The organism is Streptomyces globisporus (assembly GCF_003501885.1).
GTDB classification, from domain to species: Bacteria; Actinomycetota; Actinomycetes; order Streptomycetales; family Streptomycetaceae; genus Streptomyces; species Streptomyces globisporus_D.
Window position 1 is genome coordinate 1 of sequence record NZ_QWFA01000271.1, and the last position, 6037, is coordinate 6037.

General features: G+C 72.1%; 6 protein-coding genes. 5 read left to right on the forward strand and 1 reads right to left on the reverse strand.

What is annotated here, in order from left to right:
* Positions 1–185 (forward strand): hypothetical protein (locus D3105_RS35015; protein ID WP_206273000.1); only part of this gene is annotated, 185 nt, incomplete at its 5' end.
* Between the two features lie 59 nt (positions 186–244).
* On the opposite strand, the gene D3105_RS31460 is transcribed toward D3105_RS35015, so the two are convergent.
* The gene (locus tag D3105_RS31460; RefSeq protein WP_118906283.1) at positions 245–1108 is read right to left on the reverse strand and encodes a hypothetical protein; all 864 of its coding nucleotides are present in this window, start codon (positions 1106–1108) and stop codon (positions 245–247) included.
* Positions 1109–1147: 39 nt separating this feature from the next.
* On the opposite strand from D3105_RS31460, the gene D3105_RS31465 reads away from it, so the two are divergent.
* The 4 genes from D3105_RS31465 (at position 1148) to ilvD (ending at position 5726) form a co-directional block, all read left to right on the forward strand.
* Entirely contained in the window at positions 1148–2098 is a 951-nt protein-coding gene (locus tag D3105_RS31465; RefSeq protein ID WP_118906284.1) for a Ppx/GppA phosphatase family protein, read from the forward strand.
* 132 nt (positions 2099–2230) lie between these two features.
* Positions 2231–3064, forward strand: a complete 834-nt coding sequence (locus D3105_RS31470) for a sugar phosphate isomerase/epimerase family protein (protein ID WP_206273002.1) — start codon at positions 2231–2233, stop codon at positions 3062–3064.
* A 22-nt stretch (positions 3065–3086) separates the two neighbouring features.
* Positions 3087–3731 (forward strand): TetR/AcrR family transcriptional regulator, encoded by a 645-nt coding sequence (locus D3105_RS31475; protein WP_118906285.1) that lies wholly within the window; start codon positions 3087–3089, stop codon positions 3729–3731.
* 144 nt (positions 3732–3875) lie between these two features.
* The gene (ilvD, locus tag D3105_RS31480; protein WP_118906286.1) at positions 3876–5726 is read left to right on the forward strand and encodes a dihydroxy-acid dehydratase; all 1851 of its coding nucleotides are present in this window, start codon (positions 3876–3878) and stop codon (positions 5724–5726) included.
* The last annotated feature ends 311 nt before the right edge of the window (positions 5727–6037 follow it).

Here is a 6037-nt window from a genome sequence, read left to right on the forward strand (position 1 = left end):
ATCCGGGACCGACCGACCCCGGTCCCACCGACCCCGGGCCGGGCCCGACCGACCCCACGGACCCGCCGGACCCGCCGGACCCGACCGATCCGCCCGACCCCACGGACCCGCCCGAACCGTCACCGGACCCGACCGACCCGAGCCCCACGGACCCGCCCGCGACCGACCCGGCCCCGACGGGCTGAGGACAGGGGACAGACAGACGACGGGGCCCGGGGGCGTGGCGCCCCCGGGCCCCGTGCGGTCAGCGCTTCTTCTTCGCCGCGGGCGGCGGCGGGTCCGCCGGGTGGGGGGCCATCGGCAGCAGCGAGGACAGCCGCTCCTCGCACAGCTCGACCAGCCGGTCGTAGCCCTCCTTGCCCATCAGCTCGATCAGCTCCGGGCGGTAGGACACGTACACCGGGTCACCGGCCCCGTGCGCCGAGGTGGCCGAGGTGCACCACCAGTGCAGGTCGTGACCGCCCGGGCCCCAGCCCCGGCGGTCGTACTCCCCGATCGTCACCTGGAGCACCCGGGTGTCGTCGGGCCGGTCGATCCAGTCGTACGTCCGCCGCACCGGCAGCTGCCAGCACACGTCCGGCTTGGTCTCCAGGGGCTCCTTGCCCTCCCGCAACGCCAGGATGTGCAGCGAGCAGCCCGCCCCGGCGGGGAAGCCCGGCCGGTTCTGGAAGATGCAGGAGCCCTCCCAGCGGCGCGTCTGTCGCTCGCCGTCCTCGTCGACGCCGACCCAGCCCGTCTCCGTACCGACGTCGTGGAACTGCCACAGCTCGGGGGTGAGCCGTGCCACGTTCTCGGCGACCCGCTTCTCGTCGTCCTCGTCGGAGAAGTGGGCGCCCAGCGTGCAGCAGCCGTCGTCGGCGCGGCCCGCCTGGATGCCCTGGCAGCCGCTGCCGAAGATGCAGGTCCAACGGGACGTCAGCCAGGTCAGATCGCAGCGGAAGACCTGTTCGTCGTCGGCCGGGTCGGGGAACTCCACCCAGGCCCGGGCGAAGTCGAGGCCCTTCTCGTCGGACGGGTCCGGTCCGTTCGCCTCCGGCTGTGACGCCTGCTTGTTCGACTTCGGCTTCTTCGTGGCTTTGTCCTGCTTAGCCTTTTTCGTCTTTGGCACGCGCCCAGAGTAAGTCGCGCGGCGCAGTAGCGTTCCCGTATGAGACTCGGAGTCCTCGACGTGGGATCGAACACGGTTCATCTGCTGGTGGTCGACGCCCACCCCGGTGCCCGTCCGCTGCCCGCGCACTCGCACAAGGCCGAGCTCCGGCTCGCCGAACTGCTCGACGAGACCGGTGCGATCGGCCCCCTCGGCATCGACCGGCTCGTGGCGACGATCGCCGGCGCCGTCCAGGCCGCCGAGGACAAGGGGTGCGAGGACGTGCTGGCGTTCGCCACCTCCGCGGTGCGCGAGGCCACCAACGCGGACCAGGTGCTGGAGCGGGTACGCATCGAGACCGGCGTCGACCTCGCCGTCCTCAGCGGCGAGGAGGAGGCCCGGCTCACCTTCCTGGCCGCCCGCCGCTGGTTCGGCTGGTCCGCGGGGAAGCTGCTGGTCCTGGACATCGGCGGCGGTTCGCTGGAGATCGCCTTCGGCATCGACGAGGAGCCCGACACCGCCGTCTCCCTGCCGCTCGGCGCGGGCCGTCTCACCGGCGCCTGGCTGCCCGACGACCCGGCCGACCCCGAACAGGTCAGGGCGCTGCGCCGGCACGTCCGGGCCAGCATCGCGCGGACGGTGGGCGAGTTCAGCCGGGCCGGCCGACCCGACCACGTCGTCGCCACCTCCAAGACCTTCAAGCAACTCGCCCGGATCGCCGGAGCCGCCCGCTCCACCGAGGGCCTGTACGTCCAGCGCTCGCTGAGCCGCAAGGCGCTGGAGGACTGGGTGCCCAAGCTGGCGGCGATGACCGTCGAGGAGCGCGGCCGGCTCCCCGGCGTCTCCGAGGGCCGGGCCGCCCAGCTGCTCGCCGGGGCGCTGGTGGCCGAGGGCGCGATGGACCTGTTCGGCGTCGAGGAGCTGGAGATCTGCCCCTGGGCCCTGCGCGAGGGCGTCATCCTGCGCCGCCTCGACCACCTCCCGACGGAACGGGCCGCCCTGCCCGGGTGAGGCGAGGAGAGACCGTACGGGACGCGCCACTTCGGTGACGTACGGTCACGGGCTCATGGCCCTGATCACTTTCGGCCAGGACCACTCGGAGTGGCGCATCACTGCCCGTACGCTGTCCAGGTGGCAGAACCAGTGGTGCGCATCCCCGATGCGAAGGTCGCCCTGTCGACGGCTTCGGTCTACCCCGAGTCCACGGCGACGGCCTTCGAGATCGCCGCGCGCCTGGGGTACGACGGCGTCGAGGTCATGGTCTGGACCGACCCCGTCAGCCAGGACATCGAGGCCCTGCGCCGACTCTCCGACTACCACCGGGTGCCGATCCTCGCGGTGCACGCCCCCTGCCTCCTGATCACCCAGCGCGTCTGGTCCACCGACCCCTGGGTCAAGCTCCAGCGGGCGAAGGCCGCCGCCGAGAAGCTCGGCGCCTCCACCGTCGTGGTGCACCCGCCCTTCCGGTGGCAGCGCAACTACGCCCGCGACTTCGTGACCGGGATCTGGCGGATGGCCGATGAGACGGACGTCCGGTTCGCCGTCGAGAACATGTACCCCTGGCGCTACCGGGACCGCGAGATGCTCGCGTACGCCCCCGACTGGGATGTCACCAACGACGACTACCGGCACTTCACGGTCGACCTCTCGCACACCGCGACCGCCCGCACCGAGGCGCTCGCCATGGTGGACCGGATGGGCGACCGGCTCGCCCACGTCCACCTCGCCGACGGCAAGGGCTCGGCCAAGGACGAGCACCTGGTGCCCGGCCGGGGCGACCAGCCGTGCGCGGAGCTGCTGGAGCGCCTGGCCCGTACGGGCTTCGACGGCCATGTCGTCATCGAGGTCAACACCCGGCGCGCGATGTCCTCCGCCGAACGCGAGGCCGATCTCGCGGAGGCGCTGGCCTTCACCCGCCTCCACCTGGCCACCTCCTCCGCCGCCCCCGACCCGTCCCCGAAGATCCACCGCCCGTGACCGAGGAGCCGGACCTCCGCCCGTGACCGAGCATCCCGAACCGACCTCCACGACCGACGGCGCTCCCGCCCCGCGCCGCCGGGGCCGCCCCTCCCGCAAGGCCGCGTCCGAGGGCCCCGACGCCCGTACGCGCATCCTGGAGGCAGCGCGCACGGAGTTCGCCGAGCGCGGCTACGACAAGACGTCGATCCGGGGCATCGCCAAGGCCGCCGGGGTCGACGCGGCCCTCGTCCACCACTACTTCGGCACGAAGGACGAGGTCTTCGCGGCGGCCGTCGAGGTCACCTTCGAACCCGCCCTGGTCCTCCCGGCCGTGCTCGGCGGCGATCCGGACGGCCTGGGGGAGCGGCTGGCGCGCTTCTTCCTCTCTGTGTGGGAGGACCCCGGCACTCGTACGCCCCTGCTGGCGATCCTGCGCTCGGCGGTCACCCACGAGGCGGCCGCGAACGTCCTGCGCGACTTCGTGCTGCGCCGGCTGCTGGAGCGGGTCGCGGCCGAGCTGGACGTCCCGGACCCGACCCTCCGTGCCGAGCTGGCCGCCTCGCACATGCTGGGCATCGCGATGCTCCGGTACGTGGTCCGCGCCGAGCCGCTCGCCTCCGCCGACCCGGAGGACATCGTCGCGATGGTGGCGCCCACGCTCCAGAGATACTTGGGCGAGGGCTGAGGCTGCGGGTGGCGGCTGACCACCCACCGACCATCACGTCCCGCATTCCGGACAGCCTGTCCAGATCTTGGATCCGAGGCGTACGCTCGAAGACAGCCTTTTTATCTGTCGGAGGCAGTCCCCCTGCCGAAGGAGCGAGCGACGATGCCCCAGCTGAGGTCCCGCACGGTCACCCACGGACGCAACATGGCGGGCGCGCGCGCCCTTATGCGCGCGTCGGGCGTAGCGAGCGCGGACATCGGCAAGCCGATCATCGCCGTCGCCAACTCGTTCACCGAGTTCGTCCCCGGCCACACGCACCTCGCCCCGGTCGGCCGGATCGTCTCCGAGGCGATCCAGGCCGCGGGCGCGGTCCCGCGCGAGTTCAACACCATCGCCGTGGACGACGGCATCGCGATGGGCCACGGCGGCATGCTCTACAGCCTGCCCTCCCGCGACCTGATCGCCGACTCGGTGGAGTACATGGTCGAGGCGCACTGCGCGGACGCCCTGATCTGCATCTCCAACTGCGACAAGATCACTCCGGGCATGCTGAACGCCGCCATGCGCCTCAACATCCCGACCGTCTTCGTCTCCGGCGGCCCGATGGAGGCCGGCAAAGCCACCCTCGTCGACGGGACCGTGCGAAAACTCGACCTGGTCAACGCGATCAGCGACGCGGTCGACGAGTCCATCTCGGACGAGGACATCCTCCGTATCGAGGAGAACGCCTGCCCCACCTGCGGCAGCTGTTCCGGCATGTTCACCGCCAACTCGATGAACTGCCTGACCGAGGCCCTCGGCCTCTCCCTCCCCGGCAACGGCTCGGTCCTCGCCACCCACACCGCCCGCAAGGCGCTGTACGAGGAGGCCGGCCGCACGATCGTCGAGATCACCAAGCGGTACTACGAGCAGGACGACGCCACGGTCCTGCCGCGCTCCATCGGCACTCGCGCCGCGTTCGACAACGCGATGGCGCTGGACATCGCCATGGGCGGCTCGACGAACACGATCCTGCATCTGCTGGCCGCCGCCCAGGAGGCCGAGCTGGCCTACGACCTCGAAGACATCAACGAGGTCTCGCGCCGCGTCCCGTGCCTCGCCAAGGTCGCCCCGAACGTCGCCCCCGGCGGTACGTACTACATGGAGGACGTCCACCGCGCCGGCGGCATCCCCGCCCTCCTCGGCGAGCTCCACCGCGGCGGCCTGCTCAACGAGGACGTCCACTCGGTGCACTCCGACACCCTCGCGGAGTGGCTGAAGGACTGGGACGTCCGGGGCGGCTCCCCGTCCCCCGAGGCCGTCGAGCTGTGGCACGCGGCCCCCGGCTGCGTCCGCTCCGCGACCGCCTTCTCGCAGTCCGAGCGGTGGGACACCCTCGACCTGGACGCGGCGGGCGGCTGCATCCGCGACGTCGAGCACGCCTACTCCAAGGACGGCGGCCTCGCCGTCCTCAAGGGCAACCTCGCCGAGGACGGCTGCGTCGTGAAGACGGCCGGCGTCGACGAGTCCATCTGGACCTTCGAAGGGCCGGCCGTCGTCTGCGAATCGCAGGACGAGGCCGTCGACAAGATCCTCCGCAAGGAGATCCAGCCGGGCGACGTCGTCGTCATCCGTTACGAGGGCCCGCGCGGCGGCCCCGGCATGCAGGAGATGCTCTACCCGACCTCCTTCCTCAAGGGCCGGGGCCTGGGCAAGGTCTGCGCCCTGGTCACCGACGGCCGCTTCTCCGGCGGTACGTCGGGCCTCTCCATCGGCCACGCCTCGCCCGAGGCGGCCTCCGGCGGCACGATCGCGCTCGTCGAGGACGGCGACCGGATCCGCATCGACATCCCGAACCGCTCGATCGAGCTGATCGTCGACGACGCCGAACTGGCCACCCGCCGCGAGGCGCTGAACGGGGTGTACGCCCCGAAGAACCGCGACCGCAAGGTCTCGGCCGCGCTGCGCGCCTACGCGGCGATGGCGACGAGCGCGGACCGGGGTGCGGTCCGCGACATCTCCAAGCTCGGCTGACGCTTTCGCCCGGCGCCTCCGCTGACGAGCACGTCGAACGGAGGCGCCGACGCTTCCCGGGGCTCCGGGCGCCCCATTCCGCGGCGTCGGGCGACAAACTCAAGCCCCTCCGGCGATTGAGGAGCGGCGGGGTCCGGGGCGGAGCCCCGGGGGACCCGGCGGCGGACCGGCCTCACCAGCCGCTCCGGTGAGCATTCCGGCCCCTCCGCCGCTGCTGTCAGCGGAGGGGCAGTTTCATTCCGCGGCTCCGGGCGACATATTCAAGCCCCTCCGGCGATTGAGGAGCGGCGGGGTCCGGGGCGGAGCCCCGG